The organism is Azonexus sp. GW821-FHT04F04, from assembly GCF_059420025.1.
Genome location: NZ_JBWKSX010000010.1, coordinates 117,771 through 139,075, shown reverse-complemented (window position 1 = coordinate 139,075; position 21,305 = coordinate 117,771). Strand labels below are relative to the sequence as shown.

General features: G+C 61.4%; 19 protein-coding genes. 4 read left to right on the top strand and 15 right to left on the bottom strand.

The genetic code is table 11. The features are described 5' to 3' along the window. Positions 1-13 precede the first annotated feature (13 nt). Genes prmB through dapC form a run of 5 tightly spaced genes read right to left on the bottom strand, consistent with a single transcriptional unit; the run spans position 14 to position 5,278 of the window. On the bottom strand, positions 14-910 hold the full coding sequence (gene prmB / locus AC07TV_RS18140) for a 50S ribosomal protein L3 N(5)-glutamine methyltransferase (protein WP_494649772.1): 897 nt from the start codon (positions 908-910) through the stop codon (positions 14-16). Next, positions 907-2,040 carry a succinyl-diaminopimelate desuccinylase gene (gene dapE, locus AC07TV_RS18135; protein WP_494649771.1) on the bottom strand — a complete coding sequence of 378 codons (1,134 nt, stop codon included), beginning with the start codon at positions 2,038-2,040 and terminating at the stop codon, positions 907-909. The genes prmB and dapE overlap by 4 nt, the downstream gene beginning before the upstream one ends. Further along, positions 2,040-3,227 (bottom strand): PilT/PilU family type 4a pilus ATPase, encoded by a 1,188-nt coding sequence (locus tag AC07TV_RS18130; RefSeq protein WP_494649770.1) that lies wholly within the window; start codon positions 3,225-3,227, stop codon positions 2,040-2,042. Before AC07TV_RS18130 ends, dapE begins: the two co-directional genes overlap by 1 nt. A 25-nt stretch (positions 3,228-3,252) precedes the next feature. After that, a complete protein-coding gene (gene dapD, locus AC07TV_RS18125; RefSeq protein ID WP_494649769.1) occupies positions 3,253-4,071 on the bottom strand; it encodes a 2,3,4,5-tetrahydropyridine-2,6-dicarboxylate N-succinyltransferase in 819 nt (272 codons plus the stop codon). Positions 4,072-4,087: 16 nt separating this feature from the next. Beyond that, positions 4,088-5,278 carry a succinyldiaminopimelate transaminase gene (gene dapC, locus AC07TV_RS18120; protein WP_494649768.1) on the bottom strand — a complete coding sequence of 397 codons (1,191 nt, stop codon included), beginning with the start codon at positions 5,276-5,278 and terminating at the stop codon, positions 4,088-4,090. Positions 5,279-5,361: 83 nt separating this feature from the next. On the opposite strand from dapC, the gene AC07TV_RS18115 reads away from it, so the two are divergent. Together AC07TV_RS18115 and AC07TV_RS18110 are read left to right on the top strand one after the other, a co-directional pair. Continuing rightward, the gene (locus tag AC07TV_RS18115; protein ID WP_494649767.1) at positions 5,362-5,721 is read left to right on the top strand and encodes a hypothetical protein; all 360 of its coding nucleotides are present in this window, start codon (positions 5,362-5,364) and stop codon (positions 5,719-5,721) included. 64 nt (positions 5,722-5,785) lie between these two features. Then, positions 5,786-6,724 carry a toll/interleukin-1 receptor domain-containing protein gene (locus AC07TV_RS18110; protein WP_494649766.1) on the top strand — a complete coding sequence of 313 codons (939 nt, stop codon included), beginning with the start codon at positions 5,786-5,788 and terminating at the stop codon, positions 6,722-6,724. 14 nt (positions 6,725-6,738) lie between these two features. Here the strand turns inward: AC07TV_RS18110 and AC07TV_RS18105 are convergent, their stop codons facing one another. After that, a complete protein-coding gene (locus AC07TV_RS18105) occupies positions 6,739-7,989 on the bottom strand; it encodes a dicarboxylate/amino acid:cation symporter (protein ID WP_494649765.1) in 1,251 nt (416 codons plus the stop codon). 63 nt (positions 7,990-8,052) lie between these two features. Then, positions 8,053-8,298: a hypothetical protein gene (locus AC07TV_RS18100; RefSeq protein WP_494649764.1), complete on the bottom strand. Its 246-nt coding sequence runs from the start codon at positions 8,296-8,298 to the stop codon at positions 8,053-8,055. On the opposite strand from AC07TV_RS18100, the gene AC07TV_RS18095 reads away from it, so the two are divergent. Next, positions 8,285-12,001, top strand: a complete 3,717-nt coding sequence (locus AC07TV_RS18095) for an ABC transporter substrate-binding protein (RefSeq protein ID WP_494649763.1) — start codon at positions 8,285-8,287, stop codon at positions 11,999-12,001. The genes AC07TV_RS18100 and AC07TV_RS18095 overlap by 14 nt on opposite strands. Before the next feature lie 271 nt (positions 12,002-12,272). Here the strand turns inward: AC07TV_RS18095 and AC07TV_RS18090 are convergent, their stop codons facing one another. The 8 genes from AC07TV_RS18090 to AC07TV_RS18055 all read right to left on the bottom strand — a co-directional run bounded on the left by AC07TV_RS18090 (position 12,273) and on the right by AC07TV_RS18055 (position 20,697). After that, positions 12,273-12,836, bottom strand: a complete 564-nt coding sequence (locus AC07TV_RS18090) for a diheme cytochrome c-553 (RefSeq protein ID WP_494649762.1) — start codon at positions 12,834-12,836, stop codon at positions 12,273-12,275. A 222-nt stretch (positions 12,837-13,058) separates the two neighbouring features. Further along, entirely contained in the window at positions 13,059-14,396 is a 1,338-nt protein-coding gene (locus AC07TV_RS18085) for a GAF domain-containing protein (RefSeq protein ID WP_494649761.1), read from the bottom strand. Beyond that, the gene (locus AC07TV_RS18080) at positions 14,393-14,869 is read right to left on the bottom strand and encodes a hypothetical protein (protein ID WP_494649760.1); all 477 of its coding nucleotides are present in this window, start codon (positions 14,867-14,869) and stop codon (positions 14,393-14,395) included. The genes AC07TV_RS18085 and AC07TV_RS18080 overlap by 4 nt, the downstream gene beginning before the upstream one ends. A gap of 105 nt (positions 14,870-14,974) precedes the next feature. Continuing rightward, the gene (locus tag AC07TV_RS18075; RefSeq protein ID WP_494649759.1) at positions 14,975-16,237 is read right to left on the bottom strand and encodes a serine hydrolase; all 1,263 of its coding nucleotides are present in this window, start codon (positions 16,235-16,237) and stop codon (positions 14,975-14,977) included. 15 nt (positions 16,238-16,252) lie between these two features. Then, positions 16,253-17,386: a YbdK family carboxylate-amine ligase gene (locus tag AC07TV_RS18070; protein ID WP_494649758.1), complete on the bottom strand. Its 1,134-nt coding sequence runs from the start codon at positions 17,384-17,386 to the stop codon at positions 16,253-16,255. After that, positions 17,383-18,657 (bottom strand): cation:proton antiporter, encoded by a 1,275-nt coding sequence (locus AC07TV_RS18065; protein ID WP_494649757.1) that lies wholly within the window; start codon positions 18,655-18,657, stop codon positions 17,383-17,385. Before AC07TV_RS18065 ends, AC07TV_RS18070 begins: the two co-directional genes overlap by 4 nt. A gap of 43 nt (positions 18,658-18,700) precedes the next feature. Then, on the bottom strand, positions 18,701-19,483 hold the full coding sequence (locus AC07TV_RS18060; protein WP_494649756.1) for a gamma-glutamyl-gamma-aminobutyrate hydrolase family protein: 783 nt from the start codon (positions 19,481-19,483) through the stop codon (positions 18,701-18,703). Further along, positions 19,480-20,697, bottom strand: coding sequence for a cation:proton antiporter (locus AC07TV_RS18055; protein WP_494649755.1), 1,218 nt, complete (start codon positions 20,695-20,697; stop codon positions 19,480-19,482). The genes AC07TV_RS18060 and AC07TV_RS18055 overlap by 4 nt, the downstream gene beginning before the upstream one ends. Positions 20,698-20,817: 120 nt before the next feature. On the opposite strand from AC07TV_RS18055, the gene AC07TV_RS18050 reads away from it, so the two are divergent. Beyond that, on the top strand, positions 20,818-21,303 hold the full coding sequence (locus AC07TV_RS18050; RefSeq protein ID WP_494649754.1) for a MarR family winged helix-turn-helix transcriptional regulator: 486 nt from the start codon (positions 20,818-20,820) through the stop codon (positions 21,301-21,303). Positions 21,304-21,305: the final 2 nt, after the last annotated feature.

Sequence of the window (21,305 nt, the reverse complement as noted above, 5' to 3'; positions counted from 1 at the left end):
TCGTACAGCTGGTTCAATCCGGTAGATCGGCGGCGTGGAGCAGAAAGACGAATTCGTCGCCGGCGGCGGTGTCGAGCCAAGTGAAGGGCAGTGTCGGGTAGGCGGCTTCGAGATCGTCGCGGTTGTGGCCGATTTCAACGATCAGGATGCCGTTTTCGGTCAGATGCTTCTTCGCTTCGCGCAGGATGATGCGCGTGAAATCGAGGCCGTCTTCGCCCGAGCCAAGGGCCAGTTCCGGCTCGTGCAGGTATTCCGGTGGCAGCGCGGCGACCGATTTGGCGTTGACGTAGGGCGGGTTGGAGATGATCAGGTCGAACTTGCGGCCGGCCAGCTTGGCGAAGGCGTCGGACTGAGTCAGTTCGACGCGGTCGGTCAGGTGGTAGTCGGCGACGTTGCGCTGGGCGACGGCGAGGGCATCTTCGGACAGGTCGACCGCAGCGACTTCGGCATTGGGGAAGGCGAGGGCGGTCAGGATGGCCAGGCAACCGGAGCCGGTGCACAGGTCGAGGGCCGATTCGATGGCCCACGGATCGTCGATCCACGGCGTGAGCTGTTCGTCGAGTAGTTCGGCGATGAAGGAGCGCGGGACGATGACGCGGTCGTCAACGTAGAAACGGTGATCGCCGAGCCAGGCTTCGTGGGTCAGGTAGGCGGCCGGCAGACGGTCCTGGCAGCGGCGCGTGTAGATGTCGAGCAGCAGTTCGCGCTCATGCGACAGCAGGCGGGCCTCGAGGAAGGGTTCGAGGCGGTCGAGCGGCAGGTTGAGCGTGTGCAGTGTCAGGTACACGGCTTCGTCCCAGGCATTGTCGCTGCCGTGGCCGAAGAAGAGCTGGGCGGCATTGAAGCGGCTGACGGCATAACGGATGTAGTCGCGAACGGTGAACAGTTCGGTTTTGGCGGCAGTAGTCATGCGGTCAGGAGTTGTTCCAGGATGCGGCGATAAATGGCGGAGAGCTTGGGCAGGGAGTCGACTGCGATGCACTCGTCGATCTTGTGGCTGGTCGCGTTGACCGGGCCGATTTCGAGCATCTGCTGGCAGATTTCGGCGATGAAGCGACCGTCCGAGGTGCCGCCGGTGGTTGAAAGCTCGGTGGCAATGCCGCAGATTTCGCAGATCGCCGAGCTTGCTGCATCGGCCAGCGGGCCGCGACCGGTCAGGAAAGGGCGGGCGCCCAATGTCCAGTGGATGTCGTAGTCCAGATTGTGCTTTTCGAGGATGGCGCGCAGGCGCTGTTGCAGGCCTTCCGGCGTGCTGGCCGTGGAAAAGCGGAAATTGAACTTGATTTCCAGTTGACCGGGGATGACGTTGGTCGCGCCGGTGCCGCCGTGGATGTTGGAGACCTGCCAGGTGGTTGGCGGGAAGTATTCGTTGCCTTCATCCCAGCGCGTCGCGGCCAGTTCGGCCAGGGCCGGGGCGGCTTCGTGGATCGGATTGCGACCCTTTTCCGGGTAGGCGATGTGGCACTGGATGCCCTTGACGGTGAGCGTGCCAGACAGCGAGCCGCGGCGGCCGTTCTTGATCATGTCGCCGAGGGTGTTGACCGAAGTCGGTTCGCCGATGATGCAGAAATCGAGGGTTTCGCCGCGTGCCTTGAGCGCTTCGACGACGATGGTGGTGCCGTCGACGGCATCGCCTTCTTCATCGGAAGTGAGGAGGAAGGCGAGCGAGCCGGGATGGTTCGGGTTGGCCGCGATGAAGACTTCGACCGCGGTCACCGAGGCGGCGACCGATGACTTCATGTCGGCCGTGCCGCGCCCGTAGAGCATCCCGTCGCGGACTTCCGGGGCGAACGGCGGCGAGGTCCATTTGTCGAGCGGGCCGGTCGGTACGACATCGGTGTGGCCGGCAAAGACGAACAGCGGCGCGGTTGTGCCACGACGTGCCCAGAGATTGGTGACGCCGTTGCGGTTGATGTATTCGATGGAAAAACCGAGCGGTTTCAGGCGCTCGCTGATGATTTCCATGCAGCCGCCGTCTTCCGGCGTGACCGAGTGGCAGGAAATGATCTGCCGGGCCAGTTCAAACGTGGGGTCGGACATCAGTTGGTTTCTTCGTCGTGGTCGGCCAGGCTCAGCGTGAATTCCTTGAAGGAGGTGCCTGCTTCGCTGGTGCTGTCGAATTCGAGCGCGACGTCGGTCTTGCGGTCGTCCTTGCCATTGCTGCTGCCGAATTCTGAATTGTTGATCAGCCAAGACAGGTTGGTCGGCGAATCGGCGTTGGCGAGCGCTTCGTCGATGGTGATCGTGCTGCTGCTGTAGAGCCTGAACAAGTCCTGTTCGAAGGTCTGCGATCCCGGGGCCAGGGTCTGTTCCATGGCGTCCTTGATGCCTTGAACTTCGCCGCGCTCGATCAGTTCGCTGATGTGGCGGGTGTTGAGCATGATTTCGCAGGTCGGGATGCGCTTGCCATCCGGCTTCTTGACCAGACGCTGGGAAATGATGGCGCGCAGGGCGACGGACAGGTCGAGGAAGAGCGCCTGGCGGTTTTCTGCCGGGAAGAAGCTGATGATGCGGTTCAGCGCGTGGTACGAGTTGTTGGCGTGCAGCGTGGCGAGGCACAGGTGACCGGTTTGCGAGTAGGCGATGGCCGCCTGCATGGTTTCCTTGTCGCGGATTTCGCCGATCAGGATGCAGTCCGGGGCCTGGCGCATGGCGTTCTTGAGGGCCGACTGCCAGTCCATTGTGTCCATGCCGATTTCGCGCTGGTTGACGATGGATTTCTTGTGCTTGAACAGGAATTCGATCGGGTCTTCAACCGTCAAAATGTGGCCGGAACGGTTGGCGTTGCGATGGTCGAGCATCGAGGCGATGGTCGTCGACTTGCCCGAGCCGGTAGCGCCGACGATCAGGATCAGGCCGCGCTTCTCCATGATCAGTTCGCCGAGGATGTTGGGCAGGCCAAGGTCGTCCATGGCAGGGATGTTGCCCAGGATGAAGCGGATGACGATGCTGGTCGAACCGCGCTGACGGAAGATGTTGACCCGGAAGTTGCCGACATTCGGCACACCGAAGGAGAGGTTCATCTCCCAGTTCGCCTCGAAGGTCTTGATCTGGTCCGGCGACATCAGTTCGTAGGCGATCTTCTCGATCATGTCCGGCAGCATGACCTGCTGGTTGACCGGGAGCGTATTGCCCTGGATCTTGATATGGATCGGCGCACCCGCGGATATGAAGATATCCGAGGCCTGCTTTTCAGCCATCAACTGGAACAGTTTGTCGAGAATCATGACAAGACCTTCTTGGTGGTTTGACTTACGGGCGCAGCAACTCGTTGATGCTGGTCTTCGAGCGGGTTTGCGCGTCGACCTTCTTGACGATGATTGCGGCATACAGGCTATACGCGCCGTTGGCCTTCGGCAAGGTGCCGCTGATCACAACGGATCCGGGCGGGACGCGACCGTAGGTGACTTCACCGGTTTCTCGGTCGTAGATCGGCGTGCTCTGGCCGATATAGACGCCCATGGAGAGCACGGAGTTTTCACCGATGATGACGCCTTCGACGACTTCCGAACGGGCGCCGATGAAGCAGTTGTCTTCGATGATGGTCGGGTTGGCCTGCAGTGGCTCAAGCACGCCGCCAATGCCGACGCCGCCGGAAAGATGCACGTTCTTGCCGATCTGCGCGCAGGAACCGACGGTAACCCAGGTGTCGACCATGGTGGCTTCATCGACGTAGGCGCCGATGTTGACGAAGGACGGCATCAGTACGGCATTCTTGGCAACGAAGGAGCCCTTGCGGACGATGGTGCCCGGGACGACGCGGAAGCCGCCCTGACGGAACTGCTCTTCGCTCCAGCCTTCGAACTTGGTATCGACCTTGTCGTAAAAGCGGATGTCGCCGGCTTCCTGGACGCGGTTGTCGCGGACGCGGAAGGAAAGCAGCACGGCCTTCTTGATCCACTGGTGGGTGACCCAGTCGCCGTCAATCTTTTCGGCAACGCGCAGGGCGCCGGAGTCAAGCATGCCGACAACCTGGTTGATGGCGGCGATGATGTCGGTCGGGGATTGCGGGGACAGCTCGGTGCGGCGTTCCCAGAGTTGTTCGATGATGGCTTGTAGCGGATGGCTCATGTGCTGTTCTCTCTGATTACAGTTGTTGGGCGAATTGGCGAATACGTTGGGTGGCTTCGAGGCATTCGGCCAGCGAAGCGACCAGGGCGATACGAATGAAATTGGCCCCCGGATTGACGCCGCGGACTTCGCGCGCCAGGAAGCTGCCGGGCAGGACCACGACATTATAGTGTTCGAGCAGGCCGCGGGCGAACTCGGTGTCGGCGATGGGGGTTTTGGCCCACAGGTAGAAGCTGGCGTCCGGCATGCCGGTGCCGAGCACTTCGGCAATCAGCGGCGTGCAGGCGGCGAACTTCTCGCGGTACTGGTTGCGGTTGTCGAGGACGTGCGCCTCGTCGTTCCAGGCGGCGATGGAGGCGGTCTGCACCGGCGGCGACATGGCGCAGCCCTGGTAGGTGCGGAACAGCAGGTATTTTTTGAGAATGGCCGCGTCGCCGGCAACGAAGCCGGAGCGCATGCCCGGCACGTTGGAGCGCTTGGACAGGCTGGAGAACATGACCAGCCGTTCGTTCGAGCGGCCAAGCAGTTTGGCCGCCTGGAGGCCGCCGATGGGCGGGTTGGCTTCGTCGAAATAGATTTCGGAATAGCACTCGTCGGAAGCAATGACGAAGCCGTACTTGTCGGAGAGGGCGAACAGCGTCTTCCAGTCGTCGAGCGACAGCACCTTGCCGGTCGGATTGCCCGGCGAGCAGACGTAGAAGAGCTGGACGCGCGCCCATTCTTCTTCGCTGAGGCTGGCGTAGTCGAAGGCGAAATCGTTGTCGGGTAGGTTGTTGAGGAAGCGTGGCTCGGCGCCGGACAGGTAGGCGGCACCTTCGTAGATCTGGTAGAACGGGTTCGGGCTGACGATCAGCGGAACGTGGCCCCGGCTGGTGTCGATGACCGTTTGCGCAAAGGAGAAAAGCGCCTCGCGCGAGCCGTTGACTGGCAGGATTTCGGTTTCCGGATTGAGCACCAGATCGTAGCGACGCTGGCACCAGGCGGCGATGGCTTGACGGAGCACCGGGACGCCCTGCGTCGTCGGGTAGTTGGCCAGGCCCTTGAGACCGTTGGCCAGCGCATCCATGATGAAGGCCGGCGTTGGATGTTGCGGCTCGCCGATGGAGAGCTTGATCTCCTTGTATTCCGGGTTGGGCGTGACGCCGGCGAACAGGGCGCGCAGCTTTTCGAAGGGGTAGGGCTGGAGTTGGGCGAGATGCGAATTCACGTCGGGCGTCGAATGGGTGTAAAAATGTCAATTATCCTCGAAAACCTGAACGCTGCCTTGTGAACAAACGCGGAATTCCCTTGATGATCGTCGCCGCCTCGCTGCTGGCCGCCTGCGCCATTGGCTATCAGGCCCGCGGCAGCCTCGGCGATGTGCCGGGCGAGCTGCGCGGCAAGGGCTTTCCCGGTAATGCGAGTGGCGGCGGGCGGTTCATTCTGGCCGATCGCGATGGTCGCCTGCAATGCGACGGGCAGCTCTCGCCGCCGGATATTTCGCCAAATCCCGGCAGTTGCGAGGGCGAGGCCGGGAAAGGCGTCGTCCGCTGCAACGACGGCCGCGAAGTGCCAGTGCGGTGGACGGCGATTACCTGTCGTTCATTCGAGGGCGGCGGCGAAGACAAATTCGGAAATCGGCTGATTTTTCGGGTTGACCGTAGAAAGTAGCTTTCCGGCCGGCGCTGTTGAAATAGTTGTCGCCTGATCCGGTCTTGTCATGGAGGGCAATTGAATGTCTGGTGTATTCATCAGTTACCGTCGTGACGACCAGGCCGGTTTTGCCGGGCGTCTGGCCGATGTTCTGGCCGCGACCTTCGGCGCGGACAATGTGTTTCGCGACATCGAGGATATCCACCCGGGCGAGGATTTTGTCGTTGCCATCGAGAAACAACTGGCTGCCGTCGATGTGATGCTGGTCATGATCGGCCCGGCGTGGCTGACGGTGAGCCGCAATGGCATTCGCCGCCTCGACGAGCCGGATGATTTCGTCCGCCGGGAAATCGAGGCAGGCCTGAAATCAGGCAAGACGGTGTTGCCGGTGCTGGTCGGCGGGGCGGCGATGCCGGCGGAAAAGGATTTGCCGGCGTCCATGGCGGCGCTGGCCCGGCGCCAGTCGTTCATTCTCTCGGATAGCGGATGGACATCGGATGTGGCGCGGCTGGTCGAGGTCATCAAACCGTACTTTCCGGCCAGTCGTCGTCCTGCACGGCACTCCGGGCTGCTTTGGTGGTTAATCGCCCTGGCCGTGAGCGTGTGGCTGGTGGTTGCCTTGACAGGCAACTGGCCGGGGCGGTCATCGGATGAGACGAAGCCGGGTTCCTCTGAACTGGCACAAAGCCTGTCCGGGCACTGGGTGGCTACCGTCAAATACGACTGGGGCGCCGAGCACGCCGAGCGTTTCGAACTACGTCCGGAAAATGGCGAGGTGCATGGCACGGCCAGCTATCTGCGGGTGGCGCGGACCGTCGAGCAGGGCGTCATCAAGGGCGAGCAGTTGAATTTCGTCACCCACAGCCAGGAGACGGTGGGTGGTGCTCCGGGCCGTGAGGTGACCCATCGTTACCGCGCTGTGCTCAAGGCCGGTGAACTCCATTTTGTGCTGGAAAGCGGTGGTGGCTACAGCGTCCACCCGCCGGTCGAGTTCGTTGCCCGGCGGGAAGCCGGGCGGTGATGGTTGCCAGCTGGTCAGGCGTGTTTTTCGCCGCCTGATTCGGTCAGTTTCTGCACGATCAGGCTGCCGATCATGTCGCCTTCGACATTGACCGCCGTGCGCACGGTGTCGAGGATGCGGTCGATGGGCAGCAGGATGGCGATGGCGGCGGTGGGCAGGCCGACCGATTCGAGCACCAGCACCATGCTCAGCATGCCGACGCTGGGAATGCCCGGGGCGCCGATGGCGGCAAGCATGGCGACGAAGAAGATGATGAGCTGGTGGGCGAGGTCGAGCTCGATGCCGGCCAGGCGGGCGACGAACAGCGCGGCGGCGGCTTCGTAGAGCGCCGTGCCGTCCATGTTGGCGGTGGCGCCGAGCGGCACGACGAAATTGGCGATGTCCTTTTTGACGTGCAAATGCTGTTCGGTGCAGCGCAGCGTGATAGGCAGCGTGGCAGCGCTCGAACTCGTGGCGAAGGCGGTGATCAGTGCTTCCTTGGCGCCTTTCCAGAAACGCAGCGGCGACATCCGGGTAACCAGCCAGAGCAACAGCGGCAGGACGACGATGCCGTGGAACAACGTGGTGCCGACGACGACGCTGATGAAATGGGCCAGGCTGGCGAGCAGATCGGCGTTTTGCGTAGCGACCAGTTGCAGCAGCAGTGCGGCGAGACCGAACGGGGCAAGGTGCATGATCCAGCCGACGACGAGCAGGCAAAGCTCCTGCAATTCCTGAATCAGCACGCGCAGGTTCTTGTAGCGCTCGCCGCCGATGACCAGCGCAATACCGAGAAAAAGCGCAATGATGACGACGGCCAGAATGTCGCCCTGGGCCAGCGCCTTGAAGGGGTTCTGGAACAGGCCGCGCATGAACTGGGCGATGTAGTCGGGCAGCGGCATCTGACGCGCCTGGAAATCCCGCGTGGCGTCGGCGAACATGGCCAGGTGCAGGCCTTCGCCGGGGCGGAAGAGGTTGGCGGCGCCGAGGCCGAGGACAATGGCCAGCGCCATCGACAAGGCAAAAAAGGCCAGCGTGGTAGTCCACACTCGGTGCATCTGCTGATGGGCGCGCAGGTTGGCGACGCCAACAACGATGGACGAAAAGACCAGTGGCACGAGCACCATGCGCAGCAGATCGAGAAACAGGTTGCCGAGCATCTTGGCGCCGTACAGCGTGTTGCCGACGACGGGCGCCGAAGCTGGCTCGGTAGCCAGCCATAGACCGCCAGCAATGCCGAGCAGGCAGCCGATCAGGATCTGGGTGTTGAGCGAGGGACGGGGCATCGGGTGCGTTGAGGTAGAGGCTGCGCCATTTTAGCGGCATCGGCAAGGTTTTCGGGTTAGCGGTCAGCCCTGTTTCGTTTCAATTTTGGCCGATTTTTCCCGTTCACCGTCGGAATCGTTGTGCGAACAGGCTATGCCGAAAGTTCTAGAAAATGATGCAGAATAGCTGCTCCCCAGCGCCCAATAATTAATAACAATGCCATCCGATTTTTCTGCTGCCACGCTCCGCCGCCTGTTGCTGGCGCTGCTGCTTTGCTTGCCCTGTTCCGTGCGGGCCGCAGCACCTGAAAAGGTGGTGTTGCAGCTCAAGTGGTTCCATCAGTTCCAGTTCGCCGGGTACTACGCTGCCAAGGCCCAAGGCTACTATGCAGCCGAGGGGCTGGATGTGGATATTCGCCCGCTCGAACCGAAAAAGACCGTAGTCGAGCAGGTCGCCTCCGGCGAAGCGCACTACGGCATCGGCGATTCCGGGATCATTGCCGCCTATGCGCAGGGGGCCAGGATCGTGGCGCTGGCGGCGATCTTCCAGCACGATCCGCTGGTCTTCATCAGCCGCCGCGAAGCCAAGATCATCAGCCCCTACGAAATGAAGGGCAAGCGCCTGATGTATGACAGCCAGGGCAGCGACGAGGGGCCGCTGCGCGCCATGCTGGCCGAAGCCGGGGTGACGCCGGGCTCCTACACCTACGTTCAGCACACCTATGACAAGGACGACCTGGCGAGCGGCAAGGTGGACGTCATGTCGGCCTATCTGACCGACCAGCCGTATTATTTTGCCAAGCGCGGCATCGCGATCGACATCATCAATCCGCAAAGCTACGGCATCGACGTCTATGGCGACATGCTGTTCACCAGCGAAAAGGAGCTGGAAAAGCATCCCGATCGCGCCGAACGCTTCCGGCGCGCCAGCCTGAAAGGGTGGGAATATGCCTTGGCCCATCCCGAAGAGTTGATCCAGCTGATCCGGCAGGAATATCAGAGTGCCCTCAGTCTCGGCCATCTGCGTTTCGAGGCCGAGGAAACCCGCAAGCTGATCGTGCCGGACAGCATCCCGCTCGGCTTCATCGATGCGGGCCGTCTGCGCCGACTGGCCAACGTCTATTCCGAACACAAATTTGCGCCGCGCCTGTCCGAGAAGCAATTGCACAATTTCGTGTGGGGCAATCGCCAGTCGCTGGCGCTGACGACCGAGGAGCGGCAATGGCTCAAGGATCACCCGGTCATTCGCGTCGGCATCGACCGCGACTTCGCCCCCTACGAGTGGCTCGATGAGAAAGGCCAATTCATCGGCATGAATGCCGACATCCTGCGCCTGCTCGAAACACGCCTTGGCGTGCGTTTCGAGGTGACCAAGGGGAAAACCTGGCAACAGACCCTCGACATGGCGCGAGCAGGGGATCTGGACATGCTGACGGACGCGGTCAACACGGCGGAACGCCGGGCCTACCTGGCCTTCACCAAGCCGTTCATCAGTTCGCCGATTGTCATCATCAACGACGGTCGCAATGGTTTCATCGGCAATCTCGGCAATCTCCAGGGCAAGCGGGTGGCGGTCAAGCAGGGCTACTTCATGCAGGAGGTCCTGGCGCGCGAGTACCCGAAAATCGAGCTGGTTCCCACGGTTGACGAGCTGGCTGCCTTCGAGCTGATCGAGGCCGGCCAGGCCGCAGGGTATGTCGGCGACGCAACGGCGCTCAATTACCTGATCCAGCAGACCGGCGCGCTGGACTTGCGATTTTCCGGCAATACGGAATTCACCAGTGGTCATAGCATGGCGGTCACCCATCGTCATCCCGAGTTGCTGAGCATTCTGGACAAGACCCTGGCGGCCATACCGCAAAACCAGATGGACGACATTCTCAATCGCTGGATGAGCGTGCGCATCGAGCAGGGCATTTCGAAGGAAAAGGTCCTGCTCTATGGCCTCGTCATTCTCGTCGTGTTGTTGCTTGTCGCCCTCTGGAACTATCGCCTGCACCACGAAGTCGCGGCGCGCCGGCGGGCGGAAGAGAAACTGGCGGAGTTCAGCCGGGATTTCGAATCATTTCTCGAACAAACCACCGACTTCATCTACTTCAAGGATGCTGACAGCCGTTTCCGCTTTTGCAGCCAGACGCTCGCCAACATCACCGGGCACGCCAGCTGGCGCGACATGATCGGCAAACATGATGTTGACGTTTTTCCGCCGGATGCCGCGCGGATCTATTCCGAAGAGGAGTCGCCGGTCTTTGCCGAAGGCAAGCCGCTGTTGAACAGGGTCGATCCCTACTACGACCCGCAGGGGCTGCCGGGTTTCGTGCTGACCAACAAATGGCCCTTGTTCGACGGGCAGGGCAAGGTCGTCGGCATCTTCGGCATCAGTTGCGACATCACCGAGCGCATGCGGATCGAGCAGGAGATGGAGGCCTATCGGAACGATCTGGAGAGCATGGTCGAACTGCGCACGGCCGATCTGAAATCAGCCCACGCCAAGTTGCTCGACACCCAGTTTGCGATGGAAAAGGCCGGTATCGGCATTCGCTGGATCGACGCCAACACCGGCCGGATTCTCTACACCAACCACTATGCGGCGGAAATGCTGGGGTACAGCACGGAGGAGATGCTCGGCATGAGCGTCCAGGATTACGACCCCAATTACCAGGCGGCAGAGCAGCAAGGGCTTGTCGAGCATCTTCGGCAGGAAGGGCAGGGCGAAGTCGAAACGCTCAACCGTGCCAAGGATGGTCGCCTGATCCCGGTGGCGATTTCCACTTATTTCATTCCGGCTGACGGAAACAATCCGGCGCGGCTGATCGGCTTCGTCAAGGACATCACCCAGCGCAAGGAAACCGAGAAGCTGCTGCATGACGCCAAGGAGGTGGCCGAAACAGCGAACGTGGCCAAGAGCGCCTTCCTGGCTAACATGAGCCACGAGATTCGCACGCCGCTCAATGCCATTACAGGCATGGCCCACATCCTGCGGCGTACCGGCCTGACCCCGGTGCAGGCCGAGAAGCTGGGCAAGATTGAAGCGGCCAGCTCCCACCTGCTCGAGATCATCAACGCCATCCTCGACCTGTCAAAGATCGAAGCCGGCAAGTTCGTTCTGGAGAACGTACCCGTTCATATCGAGGCCATGCTCGGCAACATCACCTCGATGCTTTCCCAGAAAGCCGTGGAAAAGGGCGTCGCCTTCAATGTCGAAACGGTTGCGCTGCCGCACAACCTCCATGGCGATCCCACCCGCCTGCAGCAGGCCCTGCTCAACTATGTCGCCAACGCCATCAAGTTCACCGAGACCGGCCGAATCACCCTGAGGGTCAAGGAGACGTCGCATACCAGCGAGACGGCCACCCTGCGCTTTGAAGTCGAGGACACCGGCACCGGCATTGCTCAGGAGGTCATCCCCAAGCTCTTTGGCGCCTTCGAACAGGCCGACAACTCGACGACGCGCAGGTATGGCGGCACCGGCCTCGGCCTGGCGATCACCAAGAAAATCGCTGAAATCATGGGCGGAGAGGCTGGTGTTACCAGCACCGAGGGCCAAGGTAGCACCTTCTGGTTCACGGCTGTCCTCAGGAAGGACGGGCAGACAGCCACGAAATCGGTCAGCGCCGAACTCGAAGCCGCCGAGCGGGCGATCCGGCGCAACCATGCCGGCAAGCGCATTCTGCTGGCCGAGGACGAACCGATCAACCGGGAAATTGCGCAGATGCTGCTCGAGGACGTCGGGCTCGAGGTCGACCTCGCCGAAAACGGCCGGGATGCCGTCGACAAGGCCAGTTCAGGCCGCTATGCCGTGATTCTCATGGACATCCAGATGCCGCTCATGGATGGCCTGGAAGCGACGCATCGAATCCAGCAGCTGACCGGCCGAGAAGCGACGCCCATTCTGGCGATGACGGCGAACGCCTTCGCCGAGGACAGGGTTCGGTGTATGGAGGCCGGGATGGACGACTTCATCGCCAAGCCGATTACCCCGGAGATCCTCTACGTCACCCTGTTGAAATGGCTGGGCCAGGTGGAGCGTTGAGCGCCATTCTCGCGGTATCGCCCGATTCCACCATGCCCGCTGTGGTGCGAGGATTTCGATTTTGGCTGTTTTTTCCGGTTGACCGTGGGAGTGGGAAAACCTCTCGGGGCGGAGGAGCAGGCCGGTCAACATCCTGGTGCTATCCGGTTTTGTTTGACCGGACGTACCAGGATGGGGCGCCCCAGACCCACTGACCGCTCTTGGCAGTCTGACCGCATCGCTGCGCCGGTAGTCATGGTCGGGGGAACTCAACGGAGCCCCGGAAGATTGCCTAGCTGGGGGCTTTGCTGAGGGTCGAAGCCGGCGGCAGATAGGCGGGCACCTTGTTCTTCACGGCCGGTTGCGCCTTGAGGTAGGCAAAAATGGCGCGCAAATCCCTTTCGGGGAGCGAGGCGATAGCCTGCCACGGCATGGGCGGAAGGATGGGGCGGGCGACGCCGACGTGCTTGCCGGTGCGCATGGCCTGGATGAAATCCTGCTCGCGCCAACTGCCGATACCGGTCTCGCGGTCCGGCGTCAGGTTGCTTGAATAGGTCGTTCCCCACGGGCCGCTGAAGGCCGTCATGCTGGCCGAACCGGCCCAGTTCCAGGCGTTGTCGAGCTTGGGCGAAGGCGGCAAGCGGAGTTCTTCGGGGTGGCCGGAAAGTCCCCGGCTCATGTCCTTTTCAGGCCCGTTGGCACCCATCTTGAAGGGGGTGTGGCAGTCGACGCAGCCACCATAGGCGATCAATTTTTCGCCTCGTTTAACCTGTGCCGAGTTGTTGTCGGCAGCAAGGGTGGCGGTGTTGAACAGGGCGCAGGCCAGGGTGGTGGCGATGAGGGTGTTGGGTTGCATGTTTTTTCCTTTTTGAATATTGAGCTTGGCGATCAGGGCTTTTTTGCAGGCGCGGCCGGGCTCGTTGCCAGTGGCTTCGGGGTCAAGACTGCTCCGGTCGTTATGCGATGGAGTGAGTCTAGACCGCCCGAAAATGCTGGCAAGACAGCCGAATGCTGCTTACGATTCTTTTAAGAAACGCTGAATGAAGAATTAAGAAGAGGCGAGCCAAGCCCGCGAAAATCAGTTCTCGACGAGCTGCAGCGGGTGGTCCACTGCCAGCGAGAAACGGCCGCGCCCGGTCTTGGTCAGCCGGATGCCGGCGTCGCGTTCGTCCAGTCGGCGCTGCAAGAGCACGAGGCGAGCTTCGAGGTTGTCGCTGACGCCCGGCAGGCGGATGCGGGGATCGACCCGCAAGCCCTTGTTGGTAAAACTGGTGCGCCGACGTTCGGCAAAATCGCTGAGCAGTACCCAGAGTATGGCCCCGGCGACGCCCTTGATCAGGTAGTCGTCGTCGATGAAAACGCTGTCGGTGGCAGCGAAGTGGCGAATTGTCAGCGGTGTGCCGGCGACGGCTGGAGCCGCTTCTTCGTTGCTGGCCGGCTCGTCGGGCAGATCGTCGGCCGGCAGGTGGTGGACGATGGAGAGACCCAGTTGGGCGGCGAAAGCGACGAGGGCGTCTTCTTCGTCGTAGCCGAAATGCAGGTCGGACACGCTCTCGACGTAGAGCACGCCGAGCAGGCGGCCGGCGACGCAGATCGGCACGGCCATCTGGCTCGCTGCGTCGGGCAGGCCGGGCAGGGGAATGGCTGTTTCGAGGGCGTCGGCTTGGCCGTCGGCCGCGATGCCGTCGCGCACGGTACGGCTGTAGGCGTACTCGCTGTTGGTGAAGCCGATCCGGATCGGCGTGCGTTCGCGGGCGCAGATGCCGATGACGCCGGTACCAACCGGAATTTCCGAGCCGATGCCGGATTCGGAGTAGCCGCGGCTGGCCAGGGTGTAGAGCCGGCCGCGCGCCTCGTCGTGCATGAGCAGCATGAGATGGGCGATGCCGAACTCGTTTTCCAGGCAGTCGACCGCTTTTTCGAGCAGGCATTCCAGTGTGTTGCAGGTAGCCAGGCGGTCGACCGTCCGGCGCAGGGCGTTCAGGCAATTGACCGGTGGCGGAGGCGGCGCCACGGTCTCGCCGGCCACCTGTTCGATGTTCAACACACGGTAGATGTCGGCGCCGAGCAACTGAAAGATGCCGGCCATGCCGGTATGCGAGGCGATTCCGGCCAGTTTGGCCCGCATCCGCTCGAAGAGCGGACCGGCCGCCTCGGTGCGCAGGTAATGCAGGGTCAGCCGGTATTGGGCGGCGGTCAGATGGCTGGTCAGTAGCAAGCGCACAGGTGAGTCGGCCAGGATGTTCTGCCGGGTGCGGTTGAAGAACTGGTAGGACAGCGCGACGTGCTCGTTGTCGATGAACTCGACCTGGGAAAGGTAGGCCAGGTTGGGCATTCCCTCCTTGTCGCAGGTGGCGATGTGGCCCGGGATGATGCCCTCCAGGCATTCGCGGATGGTTTCGAGGCGCAGGGTCATGGCGCAGTGCCCAGCGGGTCGCCGGCTTTCGGCCCGGGCGTCTGGGTGAAGGCGGCGTTTGGTGTATAGACCACGGTCACCAGATCGTCGACCGTGTAGGCGAAGAGCGCCCGAATTATGTTCTCCGGCATGCCGAAGGGGATTACCTCTTCGAGGAATTGTGGAATGTGGGATTCGATCACGGGTAGATCGGCCGGATCGAAAGGCAGAATCTGCGCATCGACACCTTTCAGTTGCACGGTGCGGTTGCTGCTCGGCAGGTTGAAGACGTTGGCGACCCGGCTAGTGTTGCGGATATTTTCGAGTAGTTCGGCCGACTGCGAGCGCTTGATGAATACCGCAACTTGACGCCCGCCGTCGATGAGTTTGCAGCCCAGGCCGCGGCTCATGCAGGGCAGGCGATCGACATTGCAGGCGGCCAGGCTGATGCTGACTCCGGTCTGGATGAAGGCGGCGTTGTCGCTGTCGAGCATGGCGGTTGGATTATTTGGGGTGTCGGGATGATTTAAACATAGCAAGCCGCCGTTTGTTATTTCAAATTTGGCCGTTTTGTCCGGTTGACCGTGGAAGTCAGGAAATCACGGTTTTTTGAGCTTTTCTGGCCGAGCAATTGCCAGGTCTATAGCCTTCCAGGCGCGTTCCAGGACTGCCAGCGTGGCGGGTGTGCTTTCGCCCGGACGGGTCGCATAAAGCGCTATGACCAGGCGTTCATCGAAATCGATGTAGAGGCTGGTGCCGTGCGCCCCGATCAGGGCAACCCGATTCGGGGAACCACCGAGATGGACGAAGCCGTATCGCTGCTCACTACCTTTTGCGAGGCCCTTGATTTCGGCTGAGCGCATGCCCGATGAGGCGGTCAGCGTTTCGATGAACCAGGCCGGAATTTTGCCGCGATTTCGGCTGCTCCGGGCATCGACCAGAACCTGGCCCAGTTTGGCAAAGTCGCGCAGCGACAAACCCAGCCCGGTCGCCAATTCGACGCCTTGCGAGTCACTCAGCCAGATGACGGGATATTCCGGCGGGTGGCGGCTGAGGAGTCTTTCGCAAAACAGTTGCGCGAGTGGCGTGGCATTGCTCTCGGCCAATACGCGGGCCAGCAGATCATCATCCGGGGTGGCGGCAAAGCTGGTCGTTTCCGGTTCGTCCAGTGGCTTTTCCCAACGCCCGGCTTGAGAAAGCCAGGCATGGATGCCGTTGCCGGCCTGATTCGTTGTCCAGCCACCCGCTTGTTGCCAGGATTCGAGGTCTTCCGGCGTCCACGCATGGCGTTCCTTGCTTTCGAGCAGGCGCCGGATCGACAGCTTGCGCAGACCGGCTGACGGCGGCATGTTGGGAAGAAAACGGCTGACCGACTTGTCAGCGGCCAGTTTGCCCTGGCTGACGCTGATGGCGCCGAGCAGGTTGAGCAACGGACGGGTTGCTTCGAGCAATAGCCTGGGTTTGTCAGGTGTCAGCCCATTGCGATAGCGTTCGGTGACAACCCGGCCGTTACGCAGGACGACGAGGCCGTCGGCATAGAGGCGACTGTCGAGCAGGAATGCGAGGTCGCGCCGGCTGCCGTCGAGCGGATCGACAACCGGAAAGTCATCTATCGGGCGTAGCTTCACGGTCGTGCGCTGACCGTCGCCAGTCGGGGCCAGCCGCCAGGCGGGCATGAATACTTCGCCGGCTTGCAAAGTCAGTCGCTGGTTTTCAATGTCCAGCCAGTTGCTCTTGTCGATCCAGGGACCCAGTTTTTGTGGCCCGGCCGGCACCTGCTCAAATTGGCAGGTCGAGTTCGCCGCCCATGTACCCGTGGCGATGAACAGTGACAACAAGGCTGCAGGCAACCGGCGGATCATTTTTTTCTCCTGAAATTAATTGTTATTGCCCATCAGCCGTTCGCTGGCTTCGCGCACCACATCGTTCAAGTTGCCATGCTGCTTTTCTCGTGCCCGCAGCCAGGCTGCATCACCCGTATTTTCGGCGACTGCCTGCTTGAGCGGGCTCAGCCAGTGGGCGCAGTCCAGTTCCCGGGCGTCCTCCGAAACGGCTTCGAGCAAGTCGGCCAGGGTTTGCTTCAATGGTGTCTGGCACAGGTTTACCGGATCGGAAATCATCGCCTCCAGGCCATAGCGGCAGGCCTGGAATTTGTTGTAACGGGCAACATGGGCTTGTTTGGCGGTATGCTGCGGCGGACGGGTGCGCAACAGCCAACGGGCAAGGGATTGGGCCAGGGCTGCCAGCGAGGTCGCCTGTTCGATGGTCAGCGGCGTATCGCAGACGCGTATTTCAACCGTGCCGAATTCCGGTTTCGGGCGGACGTCCCAATACAGATCCTTGATGCCCTGGGCGATGCCACAGGCTTGCAGGAAGGCAAAGTGTTCGGTGAATTCCTGCCAACTACCCAGCGGCGGGCACTGTCCGCTCAGCGGAAAGGCTGAAACGGCGTTGAGCCGGGCCGACTGGTAGAAGCTGTCCACGCCATCGACAAAGGGGGAGGAGGCGGACAGGGCGATGAAGGCTGGCACGTGAACGCCGAGCGCCTGAGTCAGCCAGATGGCCTCGTCGGCCGAGGTGCAGCCGACATGGATGTGCTGGCCGAAGACGGTGAATTGCTTGGCCAGGTAGCCGTAGCGCTGGTAAATGTCATTGAAGCGGTCGCCGGGACAGATGCGTCGTTCCGGCCAATGGTGGAACGGGTGCGTGCCGCCGCCACAGACCCCGATGTTGTTGCGCTCGCAATGCTGGCGCAGGGTGTCGCGCAGGCCGCCGAGGTCAGCGGCAATGCCGTCGACGGTCGACTGCGGCTGGGTGCTGATTTCGATCATGCTTTCGGTGATTTCCAGCTTGATCTCGCCGAAACGTTCGTCGTAATCGAGGCTGCCGAGCAGGTCGGTGGCGCCTCGCGTCAGGTCGAAGTCGCGCTTCGAAACGAGTTGCAGTTCGAGCTCGACACCCAGGGAAAATGCGGCGCTGTCCTTGAAGTCGCCCAATGCTTTGGTTGTCATGCAATACCTCCTTGACTGCGCTCACCGCTCTCGCATTCGCCGGATTTGTGCAGCGCCAGTCGGCACAAGGCAGGGCCGACCAGTTCCATCATGGCGGCGGCGAACAGGGGCAAGGTCAGGGCCGAACGGCCGACTTCCGGATACAGACTGGCGAGTTCGTAAGCCATGAAGACCGCCGTGGCCGATAGTGGCTGGATCCCCATGCCGACCAGCAGGCGTTTGGGCAAGGGCAGGCTGCCGCCCGACCAGGCCATCGCCCCGGCTTTGGCCGCCGCGCGGACCAGCAGCAGGCCGAGTGCCTGCAGGCCAGCCAGCCAGGTGAAGTCCTGCCAGGGCAAGGATGCGCCGACGATGACAAACAGCACGATGGCGAGTAGCCAATGTCCCTCGGGCAACGCGGTGTAACGCAGGGTTTGTTGCCGGTCACGCGAAGCCAGCAGAACGCCCATCAGAAAGAGCGTCAAAAAGACCGGCACGGCGAGCATGCGTGCGATGCCGACGGCCAGCAGGGCGCAGGCAATCAGGACAAAAACCTGGGCCAACGAGCCTTTTGGCAAGGTTCTGGCAATGCGCAGCGCCAGCCAGGTGCCAAGACCGCCGACCAGCAAGGCGCCGACGACGACCCACAGCGGATGGACAAGGGCATTCAGCCAGTCTTCGCTCAGTTCGGCGTGAACGATGCCGAGCACGATGGCGAAGGCGACAAAGGAGGCGGCCGAACTGATTGCCGTATGCAGGATGATGCGTTCGGTCACCTGTCCCTGGGCCTTGGCTTCCTCGATGGTGAGCAGGACCACGGCCGGGGCCGAAGCCATGGTCACGGCGGCTGTGGCGGCGGCCCAGGCAGGCGTCAGACCGACCAGCCAGAGGGCAAAAATGAAGATCAGGGCAAACGACAGCGTGATGTCAGCCAAGGTGCTGCGCAACAGTTCGGGATTGTGGCGCAGCCAACTCAGGTCGAGACGCCGGCCGACCTCCATCATCAGCAAACCGAGTGCCGCGTCGGCAATCGGTCGCGCCTGCGCCAGGGCCTCGATGCTGATCCAGCCCAGCGCTGACGGGCCGAACACGATGCCGGCCAGCACGTAGCCGGTGACCTTGGGCCACCGGGCGTGAGCGTGCAGCCATTCGCCCAGGAGCAGGCCGACGACCAGCAACAGGCTGAACAAGGCCAGCGAATCAATGGTCTCGGGAAAGGGCGGCAGGAAGAACAGGCGTTCGAGCAGGCTTTCCCAGATGGTGCGCAACGGCGAAATGATCGTGTCGATCATGCCTGGCCCCTTGCTACGGTCAACGGCAAAAAACCGTCAAAAATCACCAACGTCGGCCTCGTGCTGCACTCAGAAATTCATCAAGTATCGGATTGCAGTTCAGCAAATCCGGCGCGCCCGGCGGGTGAAACTCGGGGTGCCACTGCAGGCCGAGAACATAGGGTTTGCCTTCGAGACGGATCGCTTCGATCAAACCATCTTCGGCACTGCGGGCCTCGACGCGCAGCCCCTTGCCGAGGGCCTTGATGGCCTGGTGATGAATCGAAATCACCTTGCTGGCGTCTTGTTCAGGATACAGCTTGGCCAGACCGCTGCCGGCTTCCCAGGTGATGTTGTGGGCGAATTTGTCGTAGTCCGCGTGTACGTGGATTTGTGGCGCTTCGTACTGTGTCGCGATGTCCTGGTACAAGGTGCCGCCCAGCGCCACGTTGATCAGTTGGGCGCCCCGGCAAATGCCGAGCACCGGCCTGCCGGCTTCCATGAATTCGTGCAGCAGCTCCATTTCATAGGCATCACGCAGGCGGTCGCCCGCCCACTCGGCTTGCAGCGGTTGTTCCCCGTAGGATTGCGGGCTGATATCGGCGCCGCCCTGCAGGACCAGCCCGTCGAGGTATTGCGGATAGTCCGAGAGGCGGATGCTGCTCCGGTGCACGATGCCGTCACCGCTCACCGAGGGGATCATGAAAACCATCACCTCGCGTGACATCACCCAATGCGCCACCGACTGTTCAAGGTATTGCAGGGACTTGGACTGGAGCCCGGTGGCCCCGGGCAGCGGATGGTAAATCCGGGCCGAAAGCCCAATACGCAAAGGGCGTCTGCTCATGATGTGCCTCCATTGTTCTCTGCTGCTATTCCGCTGCTGGCTGAGGTCGGAAGTCGAGTCGCTTCGCCGAACCCCTTGATTGCCGTTTGAGTCGCCAGCGGGCCAAATAATTGCATCAGCAGGATCGTTGCCATCAACATGCCAACCAGCCGGGCATCCATCCCGCTGTAGAGCATCTGGGTGTTGACCAGAAGTACCAGGGCGATGCTCGACATCGGTTGCAGGCCGACGCCCAGAAAAACGCTCTCACGCGCTGTCAGGCCGATGCTTTTACGTGAAATCAGGATCGCCAAGACCTGGCCGGCCAGTCGTGTCAGGGCAATCAGAATGGCCTCCAGCCAATAATCACGCAGATAGGCAACGTCCAGTGCGGCCCCGGCGAGGACGAAGGTGATGACGAGAAACACGCGGGCATCACTGGCAATCCGGATGGCGATGACCTTGTGGTCACGGTCAATGGTGCTGACCAGAATGCCAAAGATCAGCATGGGAAGAAAGACGGAGACGTCCAGATAAATGGCCGTACCGACACCGAGCACGATGGTGCCGAGAATCAGTAGATGCTGGTGTTCGGCCTGTCTTTCCAGCCGATCGGCGCCAAGCAGGACCAATCCGGCACAGGCCCCACCGAGAACGATGGAGCCGATGATGCTGCCCAGCGCATTGCTGATCCGCACAAAGCCACTCAGCGGCTCGCTGTCGATCAGGAACGGGACAAGCAAGACCACCGCAGCAAAAGCAACGGCACCGTTGATCGCCACCATGGTGTACAGCAATCCGGTGCGCTCGCCTTTGGCCCCGACGTCGCTACAGGTGGCAATGGTGATGGCCGGTGAAGTAGCCACACAAAGCGCTGCCGCAAACAGGGCAGAGCCTGTGGAAAACCCCCAGTAGAGAAACAACAGCAATACCAGCAAGCCTGCCATCAGCGAAATGACACAGCCTGCCAGCAAGCGGTTGCGCCCGGCCTCCGGGGTGCTGCGCGGAACCAGATAACCCAGTTCGAAGAGAATCAGCCCCAGCGCCAGGTCGATGAAAAGCTGTGCCGACTCGATGTCAAAGTGGGTAACCCAATTCAGGCCGCTCTGACCGACCAGCAGGCCGAACAACACGTAGCCGGTGGTTCGCGGCAAGGCAAGAACTCTTCTTGACACTTCGCCGGCGGCCAAACCACCTAACAAGACCAGACCGAAGAGTTGGATCGAGTTGAACATAAAAAATGGGGGGCAAGCCCCCCGAAAACCCTTGTCGATAAGGATTGTTGTAAAAGCAGTAAGAACTGCATTGGTTAGCAATATAATTTGAGCCCCAAATTAGTGCAACCGATCATTTACATGAATGCCTCTACGCCGCCATTGGCACTTGAAGTTCTGCAGCAGTTCCGGGTGATTTATGGAACGATGCGCAAGTATTTTCGTGAGCTTGAAGAGTGCTGCGGACTGCCCGGGTCGCAGATGTGGGTTCTTCAGGAAATTGAGCGGACTCCGGAAATCGGCGTCACCGAACTCGCCGGCAGGTTGGGAATCCATCAGTCGACATGCAGTCAATTGGTCGACAAGCTGGTAGCCAGGGACTGCCTTGTCAAAAAGCGGCATAGTGTCGATCAGCGACGCGTCGGGCTCTTCCTGGCGGACGAGGGACGAAAGGCCATTGCCTCGCTTCCGGGGCCGGCTGAAGGCATTCTCCCTGAGGCTCTGGCGAGCATTCCCGATGTCGCTCTAAAAACATTGAATATCAATCTAGCTGAATTGATTGATCATCTGCCGGTCAAGGACGATGAATTCGCCTCGACGCCGCTGGCGGAAATGGTGCGTGACTAAGG

Excerpts from the sequence above, each read along its gene's own strand:
- prmB (WP_494649772.1), bottom strand. The coding sequence starts at position 910 with ATGACTACTGCCGCCAAAACCGAACTGTTCACCGTTCGCGACTACATC.
- dapE (WP_494649771.1), bottom strand. The coding sequence starts at position 2,040 with ATGTCCGACCCCACGTTTGAACTGGCCCGGCAGATCATTTCCTGCCAC.
- AC07TV_RS18130 (WP_494649770.1), bottom strand. The coding sequence starts at position 3,227 with ATGATTCTCGACAAACTGTTCCAGTTGATGGCTGAAAAGCAGGCCTCG.
- dapD (WP_494649769.1), bottom strand. The coding sequence starts at position 4,071 with ATGAGCCATCCGCTACAAGCCATCATCGAACAACTCTGGGAACGCCGC.
- AC07TV_RS18115 (WP_494649767.1), top strand. The coding sequence starts at position 5,362 with ATGATCGTCGCCGCCTCGCTGCTGGCCGCCTGCGCCATTGGCTATCAG.
- AC07TV_RS18110 (WP_494649766.1), top strand. The coding sequence starts at position 5,786 with ATGTCTGGTGTATTCATCAGTTACCGTCGTGACGACCAGGCCGGTTTT.
- AC07TV_RS18105 (WP_494649765.1), bottom strand. The coding sequence starts at position 7,989 with ATGCCCCGTCCCTCGCTCAACACCCAGATCCTGATCGGCTGCCTGCTC.
- AC07TV_RS18090 (WP_494649762.1), bottom strand. The coding sequence starts at position 12,836 with ATGCAACCCAACACCCTCATCGCCACCACCCTGGCCTGCGCCCTGTTC.
- AC07TV_RS18085 (WP_494649761.1), bottom strand. The coding sequence starts at position 14,396 with ATGACCCTGCGCCTCGAAACCATCCGCGAATGCCTGGAGGGCATCATC.
- AC07TV_RS18080 (WP_494649760.1), bottom strand. The coding sequence starts at position 14,869 with ATGCTCGACAGCGACAACGCCGCCTTCATCCAGACCGGAGTCAGCATC.
- AC07TV_RS18075 (WP_494649759.1), bottom strand. The coding sequence starts at position 16,237 with ATGATCCGCCGGTTGCCTGCAGCCTTGTTGTCACTGTTCATCGCCACG.
- AC07TV_RS18070 (WP_494649758.1), bottom strand. The coding sequence starts at position 17,386 with ATGACAACCAAAGCATTGGGCGACTTCAAGGACAGCGCCGCATTTTCC.
- AC07TV_RS18065 (WP_494649757.1), bottom strand. The coding sequence starts at position 18,657 with ATGATCGACACGATCATTTCGCCGTTGCGCACCATCTGGGAAAGCCTG.
- AC07TV_RS18060 (WP_494649756.1), bottom strand. The coding sequence starts at position 19,483 with ATGAGCAGACGCCCTTTGCGTATTGGGCTTTCGGCCCGGATTTACCAT.
- AC07TV_RS18055 (WP_494649755.1), bottom strand. The coding sequence starts at position 20,697 with ATGTTCAACTCGATCCAACTCTTCGGTCTGGTCTTGTTAGGTGGTTTG.
- AC07TV_RS18050 (WP_494649754.1), top strand. The coding sequence starts at position 20,818 with ATGAATGCCTCTACGCCGCCATTGGCACTTGAAGTTCTGCAGCAGTTC.